The organism is Novosphingobium aureum, assembly GCF_015865035.1.
Lineage (GTDB): Bacteria > Pseudomonadota > Alphaproteobacteria > Sphingomonadales > Sphingomonadaceae > Novosphingobium > Novosphingobium aureum.
In genome coordinates, this window is record NZ_JADZGI010000001.1 from 634,118 (window position 1) to 656,200 (window position 22,083).

Genomic DNA, 22,083 nt, shown 5'->3' on the forward strand with positions numbered 1-22,083 from the left:
AATAAATTTCCATGGAGACTATGCCTGGTCAATATAGTTGCAGTTCCACCACAAGTCGAATCGCGCGCCGTACTCTTTAGAGATTTCGGCGAGTGATTCGAGCGCTCACTCCTAGATTTGCGAGGGCATGCGCCATAAACCCTTATTTTTAGTATAAAAACTGTCATGCAGGAGCAAAGTTGCACTGTGCGGGCGAATTTGACTCCGGCAAGTCGTGCGCGGCGGCCCGTGTCTCCGGCTCGTCGTGCCGTTCCGGAGGAAAGCCTTGCGGCTTTCGTCGACAGGCGCGCTTCGAACGCCCGCTCTGCTGCGGGGCAATGCCATCTTCAGCCGCGTCCGAGGGCGAGGCGCATCAGGCCCATCTGCTTCTTGTAGATATTGGTCGCTGCAGTGAAGTCGGTCTGGACCTGACCAAGCGCGAGCAACTGGTCCTCGAGCGTGACGTTGTTGCCATCGGGCTTGGTCTCGCTCGTCGCACTGTCGAGGACAACACGGCTTCCAGCCTGCGGCGCGCTGGCCCCCAGTGCGCTCATCGCTGCGGAAATCTCGACCGTGGGGCGTGCGACACCGGGCGAACCGGCCGCACCGCCATAGTGCTGCACGAGCGCCGAGAAATCGGGCGCGGTGACCGTGCGGGCCTTGTAGCCGGGGGTTTCGCTGTTGGCGACGTTCTCGGCGATGACCCGCTGCTGCTCGGCCATGGCCTTCATCGAGCGGGTCATGCCCGCGATCAGCGGAGGTACGGATGACATGGGCTGGTTTCCTTCGGGAAGGCCGGTTTCACGAACCGGTCAGGCGCGACAGGGCGGCCTGGTAGTTGGCGAGCTGTTTTTGCTGGTAGGCCGAGCCTGCTGCGGTCGCGAGCGTGCCGTCGACCCGTGCGGCCTTGGTCGAATCCCAGTAGAGCGAGCGGTAGGCCGACTGGATCATCGAAATGGCCGAGCCGATCTTGCTGAGCGCCACGGCTGCCGTCTTGGCATTGCCCAGATTGAGGGCGCTGCTCAGGGCGAGACTATAAGTGCCGCCCGGGGTGACGGTGTTCTCGTCGTCGTCATCAGCATCGGTCGCGGCCTTGGCGACGAGGCGGACCGGTTCGATCCCGAGCTTGGTCAGGGCGTCCTCGCCGTTTGCGCCCGAGCCCAGTTCGATGCTGTGGCCCGCCGCGACCTGGATCCTGAGGCTCGTCTTGCCATCGACCAGTGCGGTCGAGACGCTCGCGGCCGTACCGGTAATGCGGCGGATCTTCTGCGAGAGCGTGGTCATCGTCTCGCTTGCATCGATGGTGATCGTGCGGGTCGAACCATCGTCGACCTTGATCGTGAATTCGTCCCCGGCGCGGATGCTGGTCTGCGAGGTCAGCGTCGCTGACGTGCGCTGGTTGAGCGTACCGCGAGCAAGGCCAAGCGCGCCGAGCGCCGTGGTGCCGCCGCTCGCTGCCGACACACGCACCGGTTCGGTGGTGGTCGCGACGAGCCCCCATTGCGAGACCGCCTCGAGCGTGCCGCTGGCGTCGAGGCGCGCGAGGAAGCCATCGACCGTACCGCTCTTCGTGCCGGAAATGGTGCCGTTGCTGCGCCCGCCGACATAAAGCGTGCCGTTCATCCAGGTCGCGCTGTCCGCCTGATCGTCCTCGGCGCTGCCGATATAGGTCGTGCTCGCAGAACCGAGACCGGCGCCGATCATCGTGACGAACGCGTCGCGTGCTCCCGAGATCGCATTGGTCTGGCTGCCCGAGACCGCCGTTGCGGCAGCACCGACGACGGCGATCTGGCCACTGTCGGAAACGGCGATGGCGCGCGCCTCGACTGCTCCGAGTGCAATCGAACCCAGGTCGTTGGCAATCGAGGTCGAATCGATCCGGCGCAGCGTGGCAACGCCGTTTTCCTTGGTCAGCGCGAGCAGGTTGCCTGAACCGTCGATTTCGAGCGCTGTGACCAGGTCGGCCCCACCGCTGTCGATCGTGCGCCGCTCGACCTGCTTGCCGGTGGCGTCGAGCTTGACGATGAAGGCATCGCCGCCGCCACTCGAAGCGCGGCCTGCGACGTAGATGCTCCCGTCATCGCCGATGGTCAGCGCACTCGCACTCTCGTTGCCGAGCTGGCGCACCGCGGTTGCGGAGAGTTCCTCGCCGCGGGCATTGAAGCGGGCGACGAGGATGTCGGTGTCGCTGCCATCGCTGCCGCTGAAGGCGCTGCTGACGGTTCCGGCAACGACGATCTCGCCGTTGGGGGCGATAGAGACTGCGGCACCTTGTGCCGAACCGGAGGCGCCGAGGCTGCGCTGCCACACGATCTTGCCTTCGGAATCGACCTTGGTGAGGAACAGGTCGTCCTCGCCGTCCGAAAGGTTGGTACCGAGGTCGCCATCGGTAGTGCCGACGATATAGCTGAAGCCCTCAGCGTCGGTGACGACCGAACGCGCCTTGGTGTCTGCGTGGACCGTGTAGTCGACGTCCTCGTCGTCATCGCGGCTCGCGGCGGTGGCCGCCTGGGCGGTGGCGTCGGCATCGATCGAGGCGATCGAACCGAGCCTTGTGCGGGTCATCGCTCCGTCGATGTCCTCGAAACGGAACAGGCTCGCATCGGTGTAGGAATCGCGCCGAGTTTCACCACTGGCGACCACGATCGCGTCGGTACCCCCGACCTGGTCGATCGCGACGTTCTCGATACCCGAGGGATTGAACACCAGTCCCCACTTCTCGTCGGTATATTTGAGCGAGAAGTTCGACTGCCACTGGCTGACGACATTGCCATCGGCGTCGAGCACGGGATTGCCCCCGGCATCGAGCTGCGGGGTTGCGCCGATGGCGGCGTTGAAGGCGTTGGCGATCGTGTCGAGGTTGAGAGGGTCGGTGATCTGCGAAAGATCGACCTGGACCGTCTCGGTGGTGGAGCCCTTGGTCAGCGTGAACTGGAAGACCTCGGTGCCGGTCAGTCCGGCGATGACGTCGCTGCGCTTGATCGAGGTCGTCCCGGCGACGACCGAGCCGGTTACGTCCGACTTGGTCACGGCGACGGTCTGGACGCGCTTCGTGGGCACGCCGTAGTTCAGCGTGAGCATGTCGGTCTGCGCAGACCCCATGTAGGCCTGCAGGTCGGCCATGCCCTTGGCAAAGACCTTGTTGAGGGCAGTGCGCTCGGTTTCCGAGGTGGTCGACTTGGCCGCGCTCTCGGCGATCACGCGCAAGCGGTCGAGCGCCTTGTAGATGGTGAAGGAAGCCTCGATGTCGGGCAGGTCCTCCAGGGAGGAGTCGCTCTCGGTATCGATGATCGAGAGCATTTTCTTGATCGCGGTGATCTGCGCGCTGGTGGAAGAGGTGGTGGGCTCCTCTTCCCAGGGCGGGGTGGTCTGGGGCAGGGTGAAGGCCTGCTTCGCCCGCGTCACTGCCGGGCTGTCGCTGGAGGAAAGCCCGGAGGAGTAGGTGTTGTAGGCGCTCGTCCCTCCCAGGATGGAAAGACCGATCAGGCCATTGTTCACATTCACCATGAATTGTACCTTCCCGGGATCATCGCCGCCGTTGTCATCCTATAAGATAGATAGCTTGCGGGCGTTCGGGTCCGGAACCGTGCACTTTTATTACGAGGATTGAAGGACGTGACCAAGGTAGCCCCGATCGGAGAGCCGCCGGAACTCAAGAAGTATTCGGGGCTGCAGCGTGCTGCGGCGTTGATGCTTGCGCTCGGCCAGGAGCATGGCGGGCCGATCTGGGGGCAGCTTTCCAACGAGGAGGTCAAGGAGCTTTCCTCGGCGATCTCGCAGCTTGGCCGGGTTCCGGCCAACGTCATCGAGTATCTCCTGGTGGAGTTTCTCGGCGAAGTTTCCAGCATGTCGAACTTCCACGGCTCGTACGAGTCCACGCAGCGTCTGCTCGAGGGCATGATGCCCGCGGACCGCGTGAAGGAGATCATGGAGGACATCCGCGGCCCGAGCGGGCGTACGATGTGGGACAAGCTCTCCAACGTCAGCGAGGCGGTACTCGCGGGCTATCTCAAGAACGAATATCCGCAGACCATTGCGGTGATCCTCTCCAAGCTGCGCACCGACCACGCGGCGCGGGTGCTGGCCGAACTGCCGCGCGATCTCGGTACCGATGTGGTGATGCGCATGCTGCGCATGGATACGGTGCAGAAAGACGTCCTCGCCCAGGTCGAGCAGACCCTCAAGGCGGAGTTCATGACAAACTTCTCGCGCGCGCAGAAGGTCGATGCCCACGAGACCATGGCCGAACTGTTCAACGCGCTCGACCGCTCGACCGAGGAAGCCATGCTTTCCGCGCTCGACGCGCGCGAGCCCGACGCCGCCTCCAAGATCCGCGCGCTGATGTTCACGTTCGAGGATCTGGCCAATCTCGTCCCGGCCTCGATCCAGGTCTTGGTGCGCAACAGCGACAAGCGCGAGCTGGCGTTGGCGCTCAAGGGTGCGCCCGAAGAGATGCGCCAGGTCTTCTTCAACGGCATGACCGAACGTGCGGCCAAGCTGATGCGCGATGACATGGCCGCGATGGGGCCGGTGCGCGCGCGCGAGTGCGAGGATGCGCAGGCTGCATTGGTGCGCCTTGCCAAGTCACTCGGCGATCGCGGCGACATCGTCATCGCCGACCCGAAGAGCGACGAGGCGATGATCTACTGATGGCGCAGCCTGCGGATATCGGCGCTGCATGGCGCGTTGCGTCCAGGTGCGCAGGAGGAAAGCGATGAGCGATTCCGAGGACCGTCGCTCGGGCGTCGGTGACCGGCGTCGCCAGCCAAGGGCGGGCGTCGGGGCCATCGCCTGGCCGGCTGCACCCGAACGCAGCGTGCACACTGCGGACGGGGAGGGCGCCGCGTTCGAGGACGCCGCATCGAACGGTACCACACCCGACGACGGTGCGGCGGGACCGATCCAGCCCTTCAGCTTCGACCGCGTGTTCCAGTCGGGCCAGCGCGAGCCTGCCGAAGTGGCCGAAGTCGCCGCGACGCGGCTACGCGAGGAAATTGCAGCTCTCGAGGCACGCGTCGAACGCATGGCGCAAGACCATGCCGCCGAGCTCTCGCGGGCGCGCAGCGATGGCTTCGAGGCCGGGCTGGTGCAGGCGCGCAGTGAACGCGAGGAAGCCGTGCTGGCCGCGACCGATGCGCTGCACGCTGCGCTCGAGGAAGCCCGGCGCGATTTCGACCGGGTCTCCGAGGACATCGCCCGCGATGCAGCGGTGGTCGCCTATCAGGCGGCGAACATGCTCGCGGGGCACGCCGTCGATCACGATCCGGTGCGCGCCATCGACGAGGCGCTGGGGCGTGCGCTGGATCAGGTCTCGCGCGGGACCGGGCTGGTCATCCGCATCAATCCCGCGATCCGCGAGGATCTGGAAAAGCGCGTGGCCCTGCGCCAGGCGCGCGAGCAGCGCCGCATCGACATGATGCTGGTCGAGGACGAGACCATTGCCATCGGCGATGCGCAGATCACCTGGACCGAAGGCGGACTGGTGGTCGATGCCATGGCGCGCCGCGCGGCCGTGCTGGCTGAACTGGGCGGCCTGCTCGGTCCCGATGGCGAGGCGCAATTGCCCGGCGACGCCTATCCCGGCGGGGGGGCGTAAACTTTTCCGCCGTTCGGCAAGTTTTGCCTAGTGCTCCTCCTATAATGCCACAAGGCGAGGCCATCGGGCCCCGCGGTAGCATCGAGAGGCTCACTTGAACGCGTTGCGCAACTTTATCGAGCAGATCGGCTCGCGCCGTGCCCTGCTGATGGGAGGTGTCGCTGCCGCCATGCTCATCGGACTGGGCTGGATGGCAATGCGCCCTTCGACCAGCGACATGGGCTATCTGTTCACCGACCTCGATCCCGCTGCCGCACAGTCGATCACCGAGAAGCTGCGCGGGCAGAGCGTGCCCTTCCAGCTCTCCGCCGACGGCACCGCCGTCATGGCCCCGGTGGACCGCCTCGCCGAACTGCGCATGTCGCTCGCTTCCGAACAGCTGGGCGGCAAGATTGGCTACGAGGTTCTCGACGAGGAGGAGCCCTTCGGCATTTCCTCCTCGCGTGCAAAGCTCAACGAGACCCGGGCCATCGAGGGCGAGCTCGTGCGTTCGATCGAGAGCATCGACACCGTGCGCAAGGCGCGCGTCCACGTCGTCATGCCCGAGCGCGCGCTGTTCGAGAACGAGCCGCGCAAGGCCAGCGCCGCGGTGACCGTCGCGACGACCGGGCGCCTTCCCAAGGAAAGCGTTCAGGCGATCCGCTACCTCGTCTCCTCGGCGGTTCCCGGTCTCGCGCCCGATGCCGTCTCTATCGTCGACCAGTCGGGCGCGCTGCTTGCTCGTGCAGGCGAGGGCGGCGATGGTGCTGGCGGCGATCTCGAGGAGCATCAGGCATCGCTCGAGGCGCGCCTGCGCAGCGAGATCGAGGCGATGCTCGAGCCCATCGTCGGGCGTGGCAAGGTGCGCGCCGAAGTCGCCGCCAAGATCGAGCGCGACCAGGTCCGCGAGGAATCGCAGACCTTCGACCCCGACAACCAGGTCGTTGCGCATCAGGTCACCGTGGAATCGAGCGACCAGAACGACGAGAGCTCGGGCGGTGCGGACGGCGTTTCGGTCGGTACCCAGCTGCCCGATGACGAGATGAACCTTGCCGGCGGCAATGGCGACAGCCGTCGTTCGGCCCGCAACGAGACCTCCGAGGACGTCACGTACGACAACAGCCGCACCCAGAAGGTGGCGGTGCGCGGTCCCGGCGAGGTTACGCGCCTGACCGTCGCGGTCATGGTCGACCCGGGCGAGAAGGGGCTTCCCGCAGCGCAGGTCCAGCGCATGCAGCGTCTCGTCGAGAACGCGGTCGGCTACGATGCCGCACGCGGGGACAGCGTGGTCGTCGAGGCGATGAAGTTCTCCGCTCCCGACGCTTTCGAGGAAGACAGTGGCGGGCTGCCCTTCGGGATCACCGGCGGTCGCGTGTTCGATATCGTCAAGCTGCTCGTGGTGGGCGGGATCGTGCTCTTCGCGATCCGCATGCTCAAGGGGCAGAACAACCGACCGCCGTTGCTCGAGGGCATCGTCGAACAGCGGCGCGGGCCTGGCGAGGAGGAGGACGGCGTGACCGAGCTGACCGGCCGTTCGGTCGACCAGTTCGACGAGGAGGGCAACCTGCTCGAAGACCAGAACCGGCTTCCGGGCGATGCGAAGCTCGATGACGAGATCGCGCTTGCCCAGGTCGATGGACAGATCAAGCAGTCCGCGCTGCGCCGCATCGGCGGCACGGTGGCGGCAAGCCCGGCGGAATCGGCTTCGGTGATCCGCCAGTGGATGAACACCTGAGAGAGGTTGCCATGACAAGACAACTCGAACCGCGCCAGTTCGGCGAGACCGAAGAGATCGCGGCGAGCACCGCACCCGAACCCGATGCCCGCCAGGAGGCGCTGCGCCGCGCAAGCCAAGGGCCGCTCGAACCCGACGACCTGCAGGCCGTGTTTGACGTGCCGGTCAAGGTTCAGGCCGTGCTCGGCCGCTCGCGCATGGACATCGGCGAGCTGCTCCAGCTCAAGCCGGGCATGGTGGTCGAACTCGACCGCCGCGTCGGCGAACCGGCCGACATCTTCGTCAACAACCGCCTCATCGCGCGCGGCGAGGTCGTGCTGATCGACAACGCGCTGGGCGTCACGCTCACCGAAATCGTGAGGCAGGAGGGATGAAGGTGCCGGTGGACCCCGCCGCGACCCCGATCGTGCTCGTCGGCGACCCGGCCGACACCATGGCTCTCGCCTTCGAGATGGCGCGTGGCGCGAAGGGCTCGATTGCCGTCGATCCGGCGTCCAATCCGCTGCGCGACAGCTGGCGCCATCCCGGTGACGAACTCGTCTCGGTCGATTTCGTGGTCGACCTGCAGGACGTCATGGCCCGGCTGCGCTCGCAGAAGGCCGAGGCGATGGCGTTCCCGGCGGCGGTATCGGCACTGGTCGGGCGCCGCGTCGAGGAGGTCGAGCGCGAACTCGTGCTGCAGACGCTCGAACACTGCGAGGGCAACCGCACCAGTGCCGCGGCGATGCTCGGCATCTCCGTGCGCACCATGCGCAACAAGCTGCGCGCCTTCCTCGCCGAGGACGACCTCGATGCGGACCGCGCGCTCCAGCACTGAACGCCCCGGGCTGGTCGCGAGCGGTGGCTCGCTTCCATCCCTGAACCGGCGCGCCTTCGTGCGAGCACGCACGCATGGCGCCGCAGTCGAGTGACCCGACGATGAATGCCCTTGTCTCTAGGATCGACCCCCTGCTCGTCAGGATCGGCGCGGGCCGCGACCTCGCGCTGGCGCTGGGTGTCACCGCGATCATTGCCATGCTCATCCTGCCGATGCCCGGCTGGATGCTCGACATGGGCCTCGCGCTTTCGATCACCGCCTCGGTGCTGATCCTGATGACCTCGCTGTTCATCGAGAAGCCGCTGCAGCTCTCCAGTTTCCCGACGATCCTGCTCATCGCGACGATGCTGCGCCTGGGCCTCAACCTCGCCTCGACGCGCCTGATCCTCGGGCATGGCCACGAGGGCAAGCAGGCCGCCGGCGGGGTCATCGCCGCCTTCGGCGAGTTCCTCATGGGCGGCGAGACGGTCATCGGCCTGACCATCTTCGCGATCCTCATCGTCATCAACTTCGTGGTCATCACCAAGGGTGCCGGGCGCATCGCCGAGGTCGCCGCGCGTTTCAGCCTCGATGCCATGCCCGGCAAGCAGATGGCGATCGACGCCGATCTCAACGCGGGCACGATCTCGGAAACCCAGGCGCGCGAGCGCCGCGCCGAGATCGAGGCCGAGAGCGGCTTCTACGGCGCGATGGACGGTGCTTCCAAGTTCGTGAAGGGCGATGCCGTCGCGGGCCTGCTGATCACTGCCATCAACGTGGTCGTCGGCCTCATCGTCGGTGTCGCGATCCACGGCGTTCCCTTCGGTCAGGCCTTCGAGACTTACACCATCCTGACCGTCGGCGACGGGCTCGTCAGCCAGATCCCGGCGCTGATCGTCTCGACCGCGGCGGGCCTGCTGGTCTCCAAGGGCGGGGCCACAGGCAAGACCGGCGCGGCGCTGAGCGAGCAGCTGGGCCGCTATCCCAAGGCTTTCGGCATCGTCTCCGCGCTGATGGGTGCCTTCGCGCTGCTCCCGGGTCTTCCCTTCTTTCCCTTCGCCACGCTCTCGGGCCTGTGCGGCTGGCTCGCCTGGTCGATGACCCGCAAGGCCGAGGAGCGTACGATCCTCGATGCCCAGCAGGCTGCCGCCGAAAAGAAGCGCGAGGCCGCGCAGGTCGAGGAACCGATCTCGCGCACGCTCGCCATCGACGCGCTGCGCATCGAACTGGGTTACGGCCTGCTGCCCCTCATCAACGATGCCAGCGCCGAACCGCGCCTCGATGATCAGGTGCGTGCGCTGCGCCGGCAGATGGCGACCGACTACGGTTTCGTGCTCCCTTCGGTGCGCATTCTCGACAACATGTCGTTGCAGGCCAACGAATATATCGTCTTCGTCAAGGAGACCGAGATCGCGCGCGGCGAACTGCAGATCGGCAAGCTGCTGGTGATCAACGCGACCGGACAGGACCTGGGCATCCGCGGCATCCCGACGACCGAGCCGGTGTTCAACCTGCCGGCGCTGTGGATCGATCGCGAGATGCGCGAGGAGGCCGGCTTCCGCGGCCTCACCGTGGTCGACTGCGGAACCGTCGTCACCACTCACCTGACCGAGATCGTCAAGGACAACGTCGCCGACCTGCTCTCCTATACCGAGACGCAAAAGCTGCTCAACGATGTCCACAAGGACGTCGAGAAGCTGATCGCGGACATCATTCCTGCGCGCATCTCGATCTCGGGCGTGCAGCGCATCCTGCAAAACCTGCTCGCCGAGGGGGTCTCGATCCGCGACATCCCGACGATCCTCGAAGGCGTGGCCGAGGCGACCGCGAGCACCGGCAACCTGACCCAGATCACCGAGCACGTGCGCGCGCGCCTCTCGCGCCAGATCTCGGCGCAGCAGACCCACGACGGTACGATCCCGATCGTCAGCCTCGGCGGGGTCTGGGACGAGGCCTTTTCGGAAGCGATCGTGGGGCAGGGCGAGGACCTGCACCTGGCGATGGCGCCCTCGCAGCTGCAAAGCTTCATCGCGACCGTGCGCGAGACTTACGACCGTCTCGCCGGGCAGGGCGAGATCCCCTGCCTGCTGACCAGTCCGCCGCTGCGTCCCTTCGTGCGCTCGATCATCGAGCGGGTACGTCCCGCGACCGTCGTGCTCTCGCAGAACGAGATCCATCCGCGCGCGCGGCTGCGTTCGCTCGGCACGCTGGGGTGACGCGGTTTTTGCGCCTGCGGGTGTGACGGGCCGACCGGAATAGCCCCCAGGCCTCTATGATGTATCGAGGGCCGGTCTGATCCGGCCGGAGGATCTAGCCCATGTCGTTTCCCCTCGGTCCCTTGCCACAGCTCTCGCCCGCAGGCGCGGCGCTGGCCGGCGGCGGCGCGGGCGCGTCGGCCGATGAGGCTGCGCCGGGCTTCGGAGCGATGTTGGGGGGACCTGCGCAGCAGCCCCAGTCGGGTTCCGGCGACAATCCGCAGGACGATGGGCAGGGCTTGGCAATCAGGCCGGAGCACGCCCGGCCGAAGTCGCCCAAGGCTGATCGGAAAATGGAGATTCCTCAAGGCTCCGCGCTTGCCGTCTTGCCCTCAGGTCAGGCGAAGGTCGCGCAACTGTCCCTGGCATCGGCTGCAGGCAGTGCGACCATGGCTGCAGCCGCCGATGATGCTTCGGGCGATAGCGATGTTGCCCTCGAGGCCGAAGCCGTGCGTACGCGCGAGGCTGCTCTGGCGGTGGCACGAGAAGGCAAGGCCGCCGAACCCGCCAAGACCGAGGCGCGCGCTGCCAGCGTGCCGCGCGAGCCTCAGGAGCTTCTCGCCGGGGATGACGAGGCGCAGGATCCGCAAGAGTCCTCGTTCGACGAGAACAAGCCGCAGGCGGCGCTTGCTGCCTTCGTTGCGCCGGTTCCGGCAGAGGTACCTGCTCCTGCAGCGATGGCCACGGGCGCATCGAGGCTTGCACTCGCCTCGGCTACGGCAGGTGGCCATCTTGCCGGTCAGATCCCGGGCGCCGCGCTTGCCGGGCCAGGGCTCGAAACAGCGGCAGATGCAGGTGGTCAGGAGACTGCTGGTGACGAGGGTGGCGACGACGAGAGCGCCGGCGATGATCTCGCCTTTGCCTCTCAACTGCGCCGCACCGGCGTTGGAAGCGGCCGTGCACAGGCGTCTCGTGGCGCAAGCTCGGCCTCAAGCGCAGCGAGCGAGAGTGCGACACCCAAGGCTGCAGAGCGGCAGGGCGGGCAAACCCTTGCCGCAAGCGGCGAAGCTGCGGGCACACTCGAGGGCGCGTCTGCGCAAACGCGCGGTGACACTTCGGGACTGCCCAGTGCGATCCAGAGCCAGGCGCTCGCGGGTAATGGCCCGGTGAGCCGTGGCGGCGTGCTGCCCTATGCTCCCGCGAGCCAGACCGGTCAGGCCCACAGCGCGCAAGTGAGCGTGCAGCCCGGCCAGTTCGGGACCGACATCGGCGTCCAGATCTCGCGCGCGCTCGACAAGGGCAGCGAGGACCTGCTGGTCCGTCTCGATCCGCGGCACATGGGCCGGATCGACGTGCGCCTCTCGTTCGACCATGACGGAATGCTGCGCGCCACGGTTTCGGCGGACAGCGCCGCCGCTGCAGACCTGCTGCGCCGCGAGAGCACCGATCTCAACCGTGCGCTGGCCGATGCCGGAGTGCGCGCCGACGGACAGTCGCTGCGCTTCGATACCCGCGCCGGAGGACAGGGCGGTCAGGGTCAGCAGGCCCAAAGCCAGCACGGTCAGGGACAGCAAGGGCAGGGTCAGGGCCATCCGGCTTTTGCCGCAAACCAGTTCGGCACGAGCGAGGAGCAGGCCTACCAGCCGCTTTCGAGCAGTGGCCGCGTTGATCTCATGGCATAGGAAGCCTTCCAGCAATGACCATCATTTCCAGCGCCGCTGCAGGCGGAACCAGCAGCGTCACCGCAGCGGCGAGCGACACGCTCTTTGCCGATTACAACATGTTCCTCGAGCTGCTGACGACGCAGATGACCAATCAGGATCCGCTCGATCCGATGGACACGTCGGAATATACCCAGCAGCTGGTGCAGTACTCGCAGGTCGAGCAGTCGATCCAGCAGACCGGCGCGCTGCAGGACATTCTCAGCCAGCTTGCCTCGCAGGACCTTGCCTCGGCCTCGAACTTCATCGGACGCACCGCGCGCTTCGACAGCGCGGTGGCTGGGCTTGGCGATGCTCCGGCGCAGTGGAGCTACTACGCGAACGGAACGCCTGCGAGCCTCACCGCGACGATCTCGGACAGTTCGGGGAACGTCGTGCAGACCCTGACGCTCGAGCCGGGTCAGCAGGGTACCTATGCGTGGGACGGAACAATGGCGAACGGCGCCACGGCACCTTCGGGAGCCTACAGTTTCGCGGTATCCGCCGTCGATGCCTCGGGCGAGGCGCTGGACGTGACGATCAACTCGATGGCCAAGGTTACCGACGTGGTGTCGACCGGCTCGGACATCATGCTGGGCGTGAACGGCATCCGCATGTCGGTCTCGGGGCTGGTCGCCGTTTCGGACGGGACTGACCAGGGGAGCTGATCCACTGGCCTGCACACGCAAGAAGGGCGGGACCCGGCAAGGTCCCGCCCTTCTTGCGTAGAGGAGCGTGATGGCTTGGGCCGGTTCAGACGGGCCGGGCGTGGGCGAAGCGCGGCACGATGTCGAGCGAGGCAATCGCGGGCAGGCCATCGTGCTGCAGCTCGTGCGGGCTCACGTCAGCCGGGGTAAGGATCTCGAGCGCGGCAAGCGTCGCATCGAGCCGCCGGCAGCCGTCGACCTGCGTGCGCAGGGCAAGCATCATGATACAGTCGTGGACCGAGGGATCTTCCACCGGACCGATGAGGTCGGTGACATCCTCGAGCGTCATGCCGGGCTGTTTCATGCATTCCAGTGCGGCGGCTTGCCACAATTGGGATCTGGACTCGATCTCCAGCTGCAGGGAAAAGTTGAAAACTTCTCCCATGGCAGACCTGTCAGAAATCTCGACGCGCCCCGAAGGTAGACTGTTCGTCATCTAGTCACTCGATCTCGCTTTCGCCCGGTTTCTTGGACCGGAACGACCCGCCATAAGAGATATTATCAAGCAGCCAATTCAATGACTTTTCGTAAGGCCTCGCGCAACAACTGAATTATGCTTAGCCGATCTTAACCAAGTTTCTTCATCATGATTTCCGACAAAGGGTCAGTTATCATGCGAAAACACCCGGGTAAGTCCGTAGGACGATATCAGTCGAAATTAACTATGAGAATCCTGTAACGGACACCCGAAAGGTGGCTTGTGGTGAGTTATCCACAGTTCGCCGCCTTGTTGGGCGCGACTCGCGGACCTTCCAGTGATTCGCGGTGACTCACAAGTGGTCACGCGTGAGCAGTCCGGTTGCACTTGCCGCATCCTTGAAACGGTTTGCCGCGCGAGCGAGCGGGCGGGGTCCGCCAGGTCCTTGAAAAGGCCTGTCTCGGGGTAAGTCAGTAGCCACTGCGCGCCAGCGCGTTCTCTACCGCGCGCCGATAGCCTTCGCCGAACAGGCGCAAGTGTACGAGCAGCGGCCATAGGCTGTAGATCGGCAGGCGCTCGCGCCAGCCTGCCTCGAGCCGCAAAGTTGTAAAGAAATGCGGCGGCGGATGGTCGAACAAGGTAAGCATGGCGAGGTCGACCACCGGGTCGCCATAACAGCAGGCCGGATCGATCAGGCCTGCAACGCAGGCGCCGCGCACCATCACGTTTCCGCCCCATAGGTCACCATGCAGCAGCGCGGGGCGCGGTTCTTGCGGAAGGTAGTCGGCCAGTGCGGCGCAGAGCCGTTCGAGCCTCGCGGCAATGTCGGTCGGGACGTGGGGGATATGGCACAACAGGCGGTTTTGGGCCCAGAAACTGGGCCAGTCCCGGTGCATCCCGCCCGGTATGGCTACCGGGCCGAAGGCGTAGTCCACTGGCCAGCCATAGAGGGCCTTGCTGCCGCGCTTGTCGGCAGGCGCGACATGATGCAGCTTGTGCAGCACTGCCGCGAGATCGTCCCAGGCCATCGCAAGACTGTCGTTGGCATCGATCCATTCCATCACGAACAGTTCGTCGCGCGCTGCGAGCACCGCCGGGGCAGGGGCGCCCGTCGCGCGGATCGCGGCTAGCATTTCGGCCTCGATACCCGCGTTCGGGCTCTGCTTGGCGACGAGGGTTCGTCCGTCGGCCAGCTCCAGTCGGTGCACGCTCGACAGGTCTCCGCCGTAGAGCGGGGTGACTCCAACAACTTCGCAATCGAGCAAAGCGCCTGCTTCGAGCGCGATCGTCATCGCGCCGGCAGGCTCGCTCCGGCATCGGCCCCGGCCTGCGCGGAGGAGAGCGCGTCGGGGCGGGTCTCGACCAGGTTCACGCCGTTGCGCTCGCAGGCCGCACGCAAAGCCGGGTCCTCGATGCGGTCACACACGAAGAAGTCGATCGCCTCCATCCCGCAAACCCGCACCGGAGCGGAGCGGCCGACTTTGGTGGAATCGGCGACGAGGATCACCTTGCGCGCGTTGCGGATGATGGTCTGCGAGACTTCGACCTCGTCGATCGCGAAATCGAGCAGCGAGCCGTCGCCGTCGAGCGCGGAGATGCCGATGAGGGCATAGTCGACGCGGAAGTTCTCGATGAAGCGCATCGCCAGCGAGCCCACGACGGCGCGATCGCCGGTGCGCACCGTGCCGCCCACGCAGACGAGGTCCATCGCCTTGTGCGTGCTCAGCGTGTCGATCACGTTGAGGTTGTTCGAGATCACCATGAGATTGCGGTGATGCGCGAAGTTCGCCGCGACCGCCTCGGTGGTGGTGCCGATGTTGATGAACAGCGAGGCGCCGTCGGGGATCAGTGCAGCCGCAGCGGCGCCGATACGCGCCTTGGCGTCGGAGGCGACGTTGCGGCGCGTGTCGTAGGCCAGGTTATCTACGCCCGAGGTCAGCAATGCGCCGCCGTGGACGCGCGAGAGCAGCGACTGGCGGGCAAGCGCATTGAGGTCCTTGCGGATCGTCTGCGGCGTGACGCCGAGCCGCTCGGCGAGATCGTCGACCTCGACGCTGCCGGTGCCGCGCGCGATCTGAAGGATCGTTTCGCGGCGGCGGGCGACGACGTCGCTGCTCTCCGCGCTGGTATCGTACATTCTCACGCCTTGTCTGCCAGTGTGTGGGGCGCGATCCTAGCGCAGCACCCGGGCAGATCAATCGTGCACGTCATCCCGCCTCGGCCAGATGACGTGCTAGGTAGGCTTCGATCGCGGCTTCTGCGCCTGCCGGTACGTGCAGCCCGAGCTTGGAGCGGCGGTAGAGAATGTCCTGTGCGCTGCGGGCCCATTCGGCGCGGACCAGATAGTCGATCTCGCGTGCATAAAGCCCGCCGCCGAAATCCTCGCCAAGGTCTGCCGGGCTGGCCGCTGCGCCGAGCAGTTCAACGCTGCGGCTGCCATAGGCGCGCGCGAGGCGGCGCAGAAGGGCCTGCGGCATCTTGGGGTAGGCGGTCTCGAGCGAGTGCACATAGGCGTCGAAATTGCCGTCGGGCAGGTCGCCGCCGGGCAGCTTCGCGCCTGCCGTCCAGGCGGTGTTGGCCTGGGGGAAGACTTCCGCGATGTGTTCGAGCGCGTGTTCCGCGAGCTTGCGGTACGTGGTGATCTTGCCGCCGAAGATGCTCAGCAACGGCGCTGCATCCTCGCGCTTGTCGAAGTCGAGCACGTAGTCGCGGGTCACCGCCGAGGCATTGGCGGCATGGTCGTCATAGAGCGGACGGATGCCGGCGTAGCTCCACACGATGTCGGAGGGCGTGGTCTGGCGCTCGAAGTAGCGGTTGGCGGTTTCGCACAGGTAGTCGATCTCGCCCTGCGAGATCTCGGCCTTGCCCGGCGCCTCGGTCCAGGGCTCGTCGGTCGTGCCGATCAGCGTGAACTCACGCTCGTAAGGGATGGCGAAGACGATCCGGCGGTCCGGGTTCTGCAGCATGAAGGCGTGCTCGCCATCATAGAGGCGCGGCACGACGATGTGGCTGCCCTTGACGAGGCGCACGCCGCGATCATTGTGAGCGCGGCCGAGGCGCTGGAGGACCTTGTCGACCCATGGGCCTGCCGCATTGATCATCATGCGCGCGCTCACTTCGCGCGTGCCTTGCGAGCCCTCGAGGGTCGCCTTCCAGCCACCATTTTCGGAAACCGCATCGACGAGGCGGGTGCGCGTCTCGATGCGCGCGCCGCGTGCGGCGGCGTCCATCGCGTTGAGCACGACGAGGCGACTGTCCTCGACCCAGCAGTCGGAATAGACGAATGCCTTGCCTTTCGAAGTCTGGCCTTTCGTGTCGCTCTTTCGTTTTCCGGCCTGCGGCTTGAGGCCGTTGCCGCGTGCGACGCGGTCGAGATCGATGACCTCGGTGCCGGGCAGTTCCTTGCGGCCACCCAGATTGTCGTAGAGGAACAGGCCAAGGCGCACCATCCAGCCCGGCCGAGGCGACTGTGACTGGGGCAGTACGAAACGCAGCGGCCAGATGATGTGCGGCGCCATGCCGAGCAGGCGCTCGCGTTCGATCAGGGCTTCGCGAACGAGCCGGAACTCGTAATATTCAAGATAGCGCAGCCCGCCGTGGATGAGCTTGGTCGAGGAAGACGAGGTGTAGCTGGCGAGATCGTCCTGCTCGACCAGCAGCACGCTGAGCCCGCGCCCGGCCGCATCGCGCGCGATGCCTGCACCATTGATGCCGCCGCCCACGATCAGGAGGTCGTAACTCTGTTCGGTTTCGGGCGTGGCGGCAGTGGATGCCTGCATGGGTCTCTCCCTTGATCAATGTTTCGCACGGTTGGAACCGACGGGATGAACTTTCGTTTCAGGCTATATGGAATTTCGTACGAAAGTTCAAACGAAACTATTGACGTTCGTTTGAAACTATGTGCAGGGTTCAGGCGCAATACGAAAGAAGGCTGGGAGAGACCCGAAACGTGACGGAACGGCGACAACTGCGCGGTGAGCTGATCTCGGAGATGCTGGCGGTGGTGATCATCGTCACCCTGGGCGATTCCGCGGCGGCCATGATCACGCTCTACGATCCCAGCCCCTATGCGCAGGCATATTGGGGTGTCTGCATCGCCTGGGGTCTGGCAGTGACGCTTGCCATCTATGTCACGGGCTCTGTTTCGGGCACCCATGCCAACCCCGCGGTCACGCTGGCCCTCGCTATCTTCCGGGGCTTTCCCAAGCGCAAGGTTGCGCCCTACATCGCGGCGCAAGTGGTCGGAGGCTTCATCGGCGCCGCGCTGGTGCTGCAGCTGTGGCACCCGGTGATCGATGCGTACAACGCGGCCCATGATCTTACCCGCGCGGGCGGCGGCGCGGCAGGCGTATTCTTCACGCACCCCGGTGAACACATCGCGCCGATGCATGCCTTCTGGGACGAGGTGATTCTCACCGCCTTCCTGCTGCTCGGCATCTTCGCGATCACCGACGAATTCAACGAAGTCGCCCCGCGTGCCAATGCCGGCGCACTGATGATCGGCCTTCTCGTCGCGACCATCGGCGCCTCGGGGGGGTACCTGGAAGGCTGGCCCATCAATCCGGCGCGCGATTTCGGTCCGCGCCTCTTTGCCTGGCTTGCGGGCTGGGGCTCCTCCGCCTTGCCCGGCCCGCAAGCCTACTTCTGGGTGCCCATTGCAGGACCGCTCGTCGGCGGTGTCGTGGGCGCGGGCATCTACCAGTTCCTGATCAAGCCATACCTGCCCTCGGGTCGCACGCAGGCGCAGGGCGGGTCGGCCGAGCTCCCAACCTCGGTCGACCCGCAGTGACCGGCGCTGTCGCAGTCGCAGTGCTCGCGGGCACTCGACAGGTCGGTTGATCGACGTCCAGAACATGCCAGAATTCCCGGAGAGTACCCCATGACCCAGCCCACTCACGTTCTCGCCATCGATCAGGGCACGACCTCAACCCGCTCGATCGTCTTCGACAGCGCGGCGCATCCCGTGGCGACGGCGCAGTGCGAGTTCGAGCAGCACTACCCCGACCTTGGCTGGGTCGAGCACGATCCCGAGGACATCTGGCGCGACACCGTCAAGACCGCGCGCGAGGCGATCGCAAAGAGCGGAATCGATGCGAGGGCAATCGCGGGCATCGGCATCACCAACCAGCGCGAGACGGTGGTGGTGTGGGAGCGTGAGAGCGGGCGGCCGATCCACCGCGCGATCGTGTGGCAGGACCGGCGCACCGCCAAGCTCTGTGCGCAGATGAAGGCCGACGGTGTCGAGGCGGACGTGCGTGCGCGCACCGGCCTGCTCGTCGATCCCTATTTCTCGGCGACCAAGCTGGCATGGATCCTCGACAACGTCGACGGTGCCCGCGCGCGGGCCGAGAAGGGCGAACTCGCCTTCGGCACCGTCGACAGTTTCTTGCTGTGGCGCCTGACCGGCGGCGCGGTCCATGCCACCGACGTGACCAACGCCGGGCGCACGATGCTCTACAACATCCGCGAGCAGCGCTGGGACGAGGAACTGTGCCGTCTCCTGCGCGTGCCCATGGCGATGTTGCCGCAGGTGCACGACAACTCGCACGTTTTCGGCTACACCGCGAAGGACCTGTTCGGTACGGAAATTCCCATCGCAGGGCTTGCCGGAGACCAGCAGGCCGCGCTGTTCGGACAGGCCTGCTTCGAGACCGGCATGGCCAAGTCGACCTACGGAACCGGCTGCTTCATGCTGCTCAACACCGGTGGCGAGGCCATCGAGTCGGGCAACCGCCTGCTCACGACCCCTGCCTATCGCCTCGACGGCAAGATGACTTATGCGCTCGAGGGCTCGATCTTCGTGGCGGGGGCTGCGGTCAAGTGGCTGCGCGACGGGATCGGCGTGATCACCCATGCGCGCGAGACCAACGACATGGCGACGCAGGTGCCCGACAACCACGGGGTCTACATGGTCCCGGCCTTCGTCGGCCTCGGTGCGCCGCACTGGGACCCGGACGCGCGCGGCTCGATCTTCGGGCTGACGCTGGGCGCGACGCAAGCCCACCTTGCGCGCGCGGCGCTGGAAGCGGTCGCCTACCAGACCATGGACCTGGCACATGCGATGGAGGCCGACGGCGGCAAGGCCCCGGCAGGCCTGCGCGTCGATGGCGGGATGGCCGCCAACGACTGGCTGTGCCAGTTCCTTGCCGACATGCTCGAGGTGCCCGTCGAGCGGCCGATCCACCTCGAGACCACGGCGCTGGGTGCGGCCTTCCACGCAGGTCTTGCTACCGGGGTCTGGCCCGATCTTGCCGCGCTCGGCCGCACCTGGAGCCAGGGCCGGATGTTTACACCCGCCATGAAATCCGCCGATCGCGAGCGGTTGATTGCGGGCTGGCAGCAGGCGGTCCGCCGCACCCTCACCGACTGAGCGCGACTGGCCTGCAGCATTGGCACTGCATACACCTGTCCGCGCAAGCCTACTGGTCAGGAGCGGTATGCGGCGATAGGACTTCTCTTCGCTAGGAGAGAGGTTCATGGGGCGCAGGCGCCAGGCAGTTACGATCAGGCATGTTGCAGCGGATGCGGGCGTATCGCTGCAGACCGTCAGTCGCGTCATCAACAACGACCAGAGCGTGCGCGCGCCAATGCGCGAGAAGGTTCAGGCCTCGATCGACAAGCTCGGCTATGTCCCGTCGATCGCTGCCCAGCGCATGGGGGGCTCGCGTTCCTGGCTGATCCTCGCGCTCAATGACCGCGAGCGCACGATCGCCGACTGGAAGGCGCGGCAGGGGACGGACTGGGTCGATCAGCTGCTGCTGGGCGGCATGCTCGAGTGTGCCGAGCACGGCTACCGCCTGATCTTCGAGCTGGTCGACACCAATGCTCCCGATATCGAACGCCAGCTTGGCGCGACGATCGCCGCCCTCCAGCCCGACGGGGTGATCCTCACTCCGCCGCACTGCGATGACCCGCGCATCATCGAGGCCTTTCGCAAGCACCAGATCCCGGTTGCCCGGATGGGCTCTCGCGAGGAAGGCGAGGGCCTTTGCGTGGCGATGGACGAAGGTGAGGCGGGCAGGTTGGCGACCCGCTATCTGCAGGACCTGGGGCACGAGCGGATCGGGTTTATCGCAGGTCTGCGCGCCTACAGTTTCTCGAGCTGGCGCGTCGAGGGCTGGCAGGCCCAGATGCGCGAAGCCGGCCTTGCGACGGAAGGGCTCATGGCGCCGGGCGATTTCAGCTACGAAACGGGCGCGCAAGCGGCCCGCGAATTGCTTGGCCGATCGCCGCGACCAAGCGCGATCATCGCCAGTGGCGAGCAGATGGCGCTGGCAGCGCTCGACGTGGCGCAGGAGCTGGGCCTTCGCGTGCCCGAAGACCTCTCGATCCTCAGCTTCGACAACACGCCTCTGGTGCGCTTCACCCGACCGCCACTGACCGCGATGGACCAGCCCATCGCCGACCTCGCCGCGCGCGCGGTGCGCGAGCTCATACTCGGGCGTGCCGGGGCAGGGGGCGAGGCGCGCGTGATCCTGCTTGACGTCGGGTTGGTCGAGCGCGGCTCGACCGCACCACCGCGCCGCGACTAAAGCACGCCGCCTTCGGCTCGCGCCCGTCGCTTCCGCCCTGCGGTCAGCGACCGGGCGGTTCGATTCCAAGGGCTTGCGCTGAAAGTGAAACGCGCGCACTGCCGTGCCGGGTCGAATTGGGTCGATCGGCGAAGGGTAGAGACGAACGATGGCGGCAATGATGGATAGCGGTGCCGGGGCGAAAAATGGCGGTGATAGCGGCCATGTCGAGGCGCCCGAGCTGCGCTACTTCGTCTTCGCGCTGTTCTTCATCTTCGGTGGCATCACCAGCCTCAACGATGTCATCATTCCCAAGCTCAAGGAGCTCTTCGCTCTCAGCTACACGCAGGCGATGCTGGTGCAGTTCTGCTTCTTCGCGGCGTATGCTCTGATCGGCATTCCCGGAGCGATGCTGGTGCGCAAGGTAGGGTACATGCGTGGCGCGGCCTGTGGCCTGCTGGTGATGATCGCGGGCTGCCTCGCCTTCATCCCGGCATCGACCTCGGCGATCTACTGGCTGTTCCTCGCCGCCTACTTCGTGCTCGCGGCGGGCGTGGTGATCGTGCAGGTCGTGACCAACCCGTTGATCAGCCTGCTCGGCAAGCCCGAGACCGCGCATTCGCGCCTGACCTTCGCGCAGGCCTTCAATTCGCTGGGTACGACCGTCTTCCCGGTCGCAGGTTCGGTGCTGATTCTGGGCAGCCTTGCTTCGGTCTCGGCGGACGATTTGAGCGGCGCCGCGCTCAATGCCTATCGCCGCGCCGAGAGCCAGGCCATCGTGCACGGGTACCTGGGGATCGCGGCGGCGCTGGCGCTGGTTGCGATCGCGGTTTGGGCAATGCGCAATCGCCTGCCGCACGATCGCAGTGCGGTGCGTGACGAAGCGTCGGGCTTTGGCGGACTGGACCTTTTGCGTCGGCCGCGCTTTGCCTACGGCGCGCTATGCATTTTCCTCTATGTCGGCGCGGAAGTGACGATCGGCTCGTTCATCGTCAACTACCTGATGCAGGACCACGTGCTCGCGCTGCCCGAGCAGTCGGCGGGGCAGCTCCTCGGCTTTTACTGGGGTGGCGCCATGGTCGGGCGGTTCATCGGTTCGGCCGTGCTGCGGCTGGTGAGCCCGGGCAAGGTTCTGGCTTTCAACGGCCTTGCCGCGATTGCGCTTATCGTCGTCTCGACCAATTCGACGGGGGGACTGGCTGGCTATACCCTGCTGACGGTGGGGCTGATGAACTCGATCATGTTCCCGACCATCTTCAGCCTCGCCTGCGAGAAGCTGGGTACGCGTGCGGCTGACGGTTCGGGCCTGATCAACGTCGCGATCTGCGGCGGTGCGATCGTCCCAGTCGCGACCGGCGCAATCGCGGATGCCGCTGGCGGAAACCTCTCGATTGCGCTCGCCTTGCCGGCGATCTGCTACGCGATCATCGCGGGCTTCGGGTTCTACGCGCGCAAGCCTGCCTGATC

18 protein-coding genes are annotated in these 22,083 nt (G+C 66.0%); 12 read left to right on the plus strand and 6 right to left on the minus strand.

The window, feature by feature from the left end:
• Positions 1 to 326: 326 nt before the first annotated feature.
• Both I5E68_RS03075 and I5E68_RS03080 read right to left on the minus strand, forming a co-directional pair.
• Positions 327 to 752, minus strand: a complete 426-nt coding sequence (locus tag I5E68_RS03075; RefSeq protein ID WP_197160668.1) for a flagellar basal body protein — start codon at positions 750 to 752, stop codon at positions 327 to 329.
• A 28-nt stretch (positions 753 to 780) separates the two neighbouring features.
• Positions 781 to 3,486: an NHL repeat-containing protein gene (locus I5E68_RS03080; protein WP_197160670.1), complete on the minus strand. Its 2,706-nt coding sequence runs from the start codon at positions 3,484 to 3,486 to the stop codon at positions 781 to 783.
• 108 nt (positions 3,487 to 3,594) lie between these two features.
• On the opposite strand from I5E68_RS03080, the gene fliG reads away from it, so the two are divergent.
• The 8 genes from fliG to I5E68_RS03120 all read left to right on the plus strand — a co-directional run bounded on the left by fliG (position 3,595) and on the right by I5E68_RS03120 (position 12,648).
• On the plus strand, positions 3,595 to 4,629 hold the full coding sequence (fliG, locus tag I5E68_RS03085; RefSeq protein WP_197160672.1) for a flagellar motor switch protein FliG: 1,035 nt from the start codon (positions 3,595 to 3,597) through the stop codon (positions 4,627 to 4,629).
• 64 nt (positions 4,630 to 4,693) lie between these two features.
• Positions 4,694 to 5,575 (plus strand): FliH/SctL family protein, encoded by an 882-nt coding sequence (locus tag I5E68_RS03090; protein WP_197160674.1) that lies wholly within the window; start codon positions 4,694 to 4,696, stop codon positions 5,573 to 5,575.
• A 94-nt stretch (positions 5,576 to 5,669) separates the two neighbouring features.
• Entirely contained in the window at positions 5,670 to 7,289 is a 1,620-nt protein-coding gene (gene fliF / locus I5E68_RS03095; RefSeq protein ID WP_370463720.1) for a flagellar basal-body MS-ring/collar protein FliF, read from the plus strand.
• A gap of 11 nt (positions 7,290 to 7,300) precedes the next feature.
• Complete coding sequence (gene fliN / locus I5E68_RS03100; RefSeq protein WP_228726797.1) at positions 7,301 to 7,663, plus strand: flagellar motor switch protein FliN; 363 nt, start codon at positions 7,301 to 7,303, stop codon at positions 7,661 to 7,663.
• Entirely contained in the window at positions 7,660 to 8,106 is a 447-nt protein-coding gene (locus I5E68_RS20350) for a helix-turn-helix domain-containing protein (RefSeq protein ID WP_197160676.1), read from the plus strand. The genes fliN and I5E68_RS20350 overlap by 4 nt, the downstream gene beginning before the upstream one ends.
• A gap of 74 nt (positions 8,107 to 8,180) precedes the next feature.
• Positions 8,181 to 10,301 carry a flagellar biosynthesis protein FlhA gene (gene flhA, locus I5E68_RS03110; protein WP_228726798.1) on the plus strand — a complete coding sequence of 707 codons (2,121 nt, stop codon included), beginning with the start codon at positions 8,181 to 8,183 and terminating at the stop codon, positions 10,299 to 10,301.
• A gap of 101 nt (positions 10,302 to 10,402) precedes the next feature.
• Positions 10,403 to 11,962 carry a flagellar hook-length control protein FliK gene (locus I5E68_RS03115; RefSeq protein ID WP_197160678.1) on the plus strand — a complete coding sequence of 520 codons (1,560 nt, stop codon included), beginning with the start codon at positions 10,403 to 10,405 and terminating at the stop codon, positions 11,960 to 11,962.
• 14 nt (positions 11,963 to 11,976) lie between these two features.
• Positions 11,977 to 12,648, plus strand: a complete 672-nt coding sequence (locus I5E68_RS03120) for a flagellar hook assembly protein FlgD (RefSeq protein WP_197160680.1) — start codon at positions 11,977 to 11,979, stop codon at positions 12,646 to 12,648.
• Between the two features lie 85 nt (positions 12,649 to 12,733).
• On the opposite strand, the gene I5E68_RS03125 is transcribed toward I5E68_RS03120, so the two are convergent.
• The 4 genes from I5E68_RS03125 to glpD form a co-directional block, all read right to left on the minus strand.
• On the minus strand, positions 12,734 to 12,991 hold the full coding sequence (locus I5E68_RS03125; protein WP_197160681.1) for a hypothetical protein: 258 nt from the start codon (positions 12,989 to 12,991) through the stop codon (positions 12,734 to 12,736).
• A 584-nt stretch (positions 12,992 to 13,575) separates the two neighbouring features.
• A complete protein-coding gene (locus I5E68_RS03130) occupies positions 13,576 to 14,397 on the minus strand; it encodes a fructosamine kinase family protein (RefSeq protein ID WP_197160684.1) in 822 nt (273 codons plus the stop codon).
• Positions 14,394 to 15,242, minus strand: coding sequence for a DeoR/GlpR family DNA-binding transcription regulator (locus tag I5E68_RS03135; protein WP_197160686.1), 849 nt, complete (start codon positions 15,240 to 15,242; stop codon positions 14,394 to 14,396). Before I5E68_RS03135 ends, I5E68_RS03130 begins: the two co-directional genes overlap by 4 nt.
• Before the next feature lie 70 nt (positions 15,243 to 15,312).
• Positions 15,313 to 16,884 (minus strand): glycerol-3-phosphate dehydrogenase, encoded by a 1,572-nt coding sequence (gene glpD, locus I5E68_RS03140; RefSeq protein ID WP_197160689.1) that lies wholly within the window; start codon positions 16,882 to 16,884, stop codon positions 15,313 to 15,315.
• A gap of 170 nt (positions 16,885 to 17,054) precedes the next feature.
• Here glpD and I5E68_RS03145 point away from each other — a divergent pair, with 170 nt between their 5' ends.
• From I5E68_RS03145 to I5E68_RS03160, 4 genes are all read left to right on the plus strand, one after another.
• The gene (locus I5E68_RS03145) at positions 17,055 to 17,894 is read left to right on the plus strand and encodes an MIP/aquaporin family protein (protein WP_197160691.1); all 840 of its coding nucleotides are present in this window, start codon (positions 17,055 to 17,057) and stop codon (positions 17,892 to 17,894) included.
• A gap of 90 nt (positions 17,895 to 17,984) precedes the next feature.
• On the plus strand, positions 17,985 to 19,475 hold the full coding sequence (gene glpK, locus I5E68_RS03150; protein WP_197160693.1) for a glycerol kinase GlpK: 1,491 nt from the start codon (positions 17,985 to 17,987) through the stop codon (positions 19,473 to 19,475).
• A gap of 106 nt (positions 19,476 to 19,581) precedes the next feature.
• Positions 19,582 to 20,637 carry a LacI family DNA-binding transcriptional regulator gene (locus tag I5E68_RS03155; protein ID WP_197160695.1) on the plus strand — a complete coding sequence of 352 codons (1,056 nt, stop codon included), beginning with the start codon at positions 19,582 to 19,584 and terminating at the stop codon, positions 20,635 to 20,637.
• Between the two features lie 148 nt (positions 20,638 to 20,785).
• Positions 20,786 to 22,081, plus strand: coding sequence for a sugar MFS transporter (locus I5E68_RS03160; protein WP_370463722.1), 1,296 nt, complete (start codon positions 20,786 to 20,788; stop codon positions 22,079 to 22,081).
• Positions 22,082 to 22,083 lie beyond the last annotated feature (2 nt).

Bases quoted from the DNA above. Each gene is read 5' to 3' on its own strand.
- I5E68_RS03075 (WP_197160668.1), bottom strand. From the start codon at position 752: ATGTCATCCGTACCTCCGCTGATCGCGGGCATGACCCGCTCGATGAAG.
- I5E68_RS03080 (WP_197160670.1), bottom strand. From the start codon at position 3,486: ATGGTGAATGTGAACAATGGCCTGATCGGTCTTTCCATCCTGGGAGGG.
- I5E68_RS03090 (WP_197160674.1), top strand. From the start codon at position 4,694: ATGAGCGATTCCGAGGACCGTCGCTCGGGCGTCGGTGACCGGCGTCGC.
- fliN (WP_228726797.1), top strand. From the start codon at position 7,301: ATGACAAGACAACTCGAACCGCGCCAGTTCGGCGAGACCGAAGAGATC.
- I5E68_RS20350 (WP_197160676.1), top strand. From the start codon at position 7,660: ATGAAGGTGCCGGTGGACCCCGCCGCGACCCCGATCGTGCTCGTCGGC.
- flhA (WP_228726798.1), top strand. From the start codon at position 8,181: ATGGCGCCGCAGTCGAGTGACCCGACGATGAATGCCCTTGTCTCTAGG.
- I5E68_RS03115 (WP_197160678.1), top strand. From the start codon at position 10,403: ATGTCGTTTCCCCTCGGTCCCTTGCCACAGCTCTCGCCCGCAGGCGCG.
- I5E68_RS03120 (WP_197160680.1), top strand. From the start codon at position 11,977: ATGACCATCATTTCCAGCGCCGCTGCAGGCGGAACCAGCAGCGTCACC.
- I5E68_RS03125 (WP_197160681.1), bottom strand. From the start codon at position 12,991: ATGAAACAGCCCGGCATGACGCTCGAGGATGTCACCGACCTCATCGGT.
- I5E68_RS03130 (WP_197160684.1), bottom strand. From the start codon at position 14,397: ATGACGATCGCGCTCGAAGCAGGCGCTTTGCTCGATTGCGAAGTTGTT.
- I5E68_RS03135 (WP_197160686.1), bottom strand. From the start codon at position 15,242: ATGTACGATACCAGCGCGGAGAGCAGCGACGTCGTCGCCCGCCGCCGC.
- glpD (WP_197160689.1), bottom strand. From the start codon at position 16,884: ATGCAGGCATCCACTGCCGCCACGCCCGAAACCGAACAGAGTTACGAC.
- glpK (WP_197160693.1), top strand. From the start codon at position 17,985: ATGACCCAGCCCACTCACGTTCTCGCCATCGATCAGGGCACGACCTCA.
- I5E68_RS03155 (WP_197160695.1), top strand. From the start codon at position 19,582: ATGGGGCGCAGGCGCCAGGCAGTTACGATCAGGCATGTTGCAGCGGAT.
- I5E68_RS03160 (WP_370463722.1), top strand. From the start codon at position 20,786: ATGGCGGCAATGATGGATAGCGGTGCCGGGGCGAAAAATGGCGGTGAT.